Genomic DNA, 2,552 nt, shown 5'->3' on the forward strand with positions numbered 1-2,552 from the left:
ATTGTGTGACTCGTTGGCCACTAAACCAGGAAACTGGGTATAAATGGCCGTTCCAAGTCACCACATGAGGACAACCTCGACTTGTGAATAACTCTTATTACCTTGGTGGTGAAATTCCATCCGCCTTGTTGTTGGGTTGACAGCATAGGCCACACTGGTGAGACTGAATATCAAACTGGTGAAGCTGGCCTAAAAGCGGGAAAATACCAGTTACCAAGAACGATACCGCAAGCAAAGGCTGACAAGTGGACGAACAGGAAGGTAATTAAACTCTCGTTACACGAAACCATTCCAAAGGTAACTATGGAATGTAGGACGAAAGTCAGGGGGTCAATGGATAATTTCATAATTTCGGAATTATCAGCAACCATACCGAACCCTCCGGGAGATTTTACCCCACTAAATTAGCCGTAATAAAAGGAATAAGGGAACGAGAAAACCTCTCTAAGACACCTCAGAATATAGGTCGATAACTTAGGAAGCCATTCAAGGTCAATCTACGCAATCGGACGTAGGTCTTAGGGAGAGTAGGATTGGATAATAAGCATTAATTTGCAGACGTATCCACTGTTAGACGTAATGTAAAGTAACAATTAGCTATGAATAAAGCTAAAACACTAAAAAGAAAACTAGGAAATCCTAGACCATTTTTAAGCGTGGCATGGGATACAGACGATATACCGAATCAAGTTAGTATCAATCCTAACCTTAAATGGAAAGATATTAATTGGAAGAAGGTAGAAAAATATGTATTTAAGTTGCAAAAGTTAATTTACAGAGCATCCAGCCGTGGCGAAATCCGCAAGATGCGTAAGTACCAAAAACTTCTGACCAAAAGTTACTACGCTAGGTTGCTAGCTGTTAGGCGCGTGACCCAGGATAACCAGGGGAAGAAAACTGCGGGTATAGATGGAATCAAAAATCTACCACCAATACAGAGATTTAACCTAGTTGACTTATTAAATACGCGATACCTCAAAGCAAGTCCAACCCGCAGAGTCTGGATACCAAAACCAGGAAGGGATGAGAAGCGACCGCTTGGAATCCCAACAATGTACGACCGTGCGTTACAAGCCTTGGTTAAGTTGGGTGTGGAACCAGAATGGGAGGCACACTTTGAACCTAACAGTTATGGTTTTAGGCCAGGACGGTCAACGCATGATGCCATCGTAGCCATACACACTAGCATCAATCATAAACCTAAATATGTGTTAGATGCCGATATATCTAAGTGTTTTGACCGAATTAACCACGATGCACTTCTAGGAAAGATAGGTCAATCTCCCTACAGACGACTAATTAAACAATGGTTAAAGTCTGGAGTGATGGACAACAATCAATTCCTAGAATCTGTGGAAGGTACACCACAGGGAGGGGTAATTTCACCCTTACTAGCAAACATCGCCCTGCACGGTATGGAGGAAAGACTAATGGAATTTGCCAAAACTATAGACCTTAAAAACAAAAAAGGTAATCAAAAAGGTTGGAAAAGTAAATGTCAAAGTCTTACCATAGTACGCTACGCTGATGATTTCGTTATCCTACATGAAGACATCAAAGTAGTCCTGCAAGCAAAAGCCGTAATACAGGAGTGGTTAAACCAGGTAGGATTAGAGCTAAAACCAGAAAAGACCAAAATTGTCCACACCTTAGAAGAATATGAAGGGAACAAACCTGGATTTGACTTTCTTAGCTTTACAGTCAGGCAATGGAAGGTAAAGTCAACCAAACAAGGATATAAGACTCTGATTAAACCCTCCTCCAAGAGTATAAAAACTCATTATCGAAAACTGGCGGATATATTTGATAAGAATAAAACCGCCCCGACTAAAGCTCTAATAGCTAAGTTAAATCCGGTAATAAGAGGATGGGCTAACTACTTCTCAACCGTCGCCAGTAAAGAGGTATTCAGCAAAATAGATAACCTCCTATGGGTAAGAATATGGAGATGGGCCAGTAGAAGGCATCCAAATAAGTCGGCTAAATGGGTAAAGAAAAAGTATTTCCCTCGCTGCAAAGAGACCAGAAATTGGTTACTTAACGACGGTGAGTATATACTAAACCGACACTCAGATATACCTATTATAAGGCACATCAAAGTTAAAGGTAATAAATCCCCTTATGACGGTGACTGGACTTATTGGGGTAGCAGAATCGGTAAACATCCAGGCGTAAGGAAAGAAGTCACAACGCTACTTAAGCGACAAAAAGGTAAATGCGCATCTTGTGGACTAACCTTTAGACCAACTGACCTAATTGAAGTTGACCATATAAAACCAAGGTCTAAAGGTGGTGACAACACATATAAGAACAAACAATTGTTGCACCGACATTGCCACGATACTAAAACTGCATCAGATAACAAGACATATCCACAATTTAAGCCACAGGACTTACCTGAAAGTTATTTATGGGTTGATGATATGTTGATACTGAAGTAGGGATGTACCCATGACAAGGGACGTTTAAGAGAGGAGCCGGATGAGGTGAAAGTCTCACGTCCGGTTCTGAAGACGAGTCGGTCAAGGTAACTTGCCTGGCTTAGTTTAACA

The 2,552-nt window shown here is 41.1% G+C and carries 1 protein-coding gene; it reads left to right on the plus strand.

What is annotated here, in order from left to right; genetic code table 11:
* Positions 1-599 precede the first annotated feature (599 nt).
* Entirely contained in the window at positions 600-2,441 is a 1,842-nt protein-coding gene (gene ltrA / locus D5R40_RS32060; protein WP_375339445.1) for a group II intron reverse transcriptase/maturase, read from the plus strand.
* Positions 2,442-2,552 lie beyond the last annotated feature (111 nt).

Origin of the sequence: Okeania hirsuta, from assembly GCF_003838195.1 — a bacterium.
GTDB classification, from domain to species: domain Bacteria; phylum Cyanobacteriota; class Cyanobacteriia; order Cyanobacteriales; family Microcoleaceae; genus Okeania; species Okeania hirsuta.

Excerpts from the sequence above, each read along its gene's own strand:
- ltrA (WP_375339445.1), top strand. The coding sequence starts at position 600 with ATGAATAAAGCTAAAACACTAAAAAGAAAACTAGGAAATCCTAGACCA.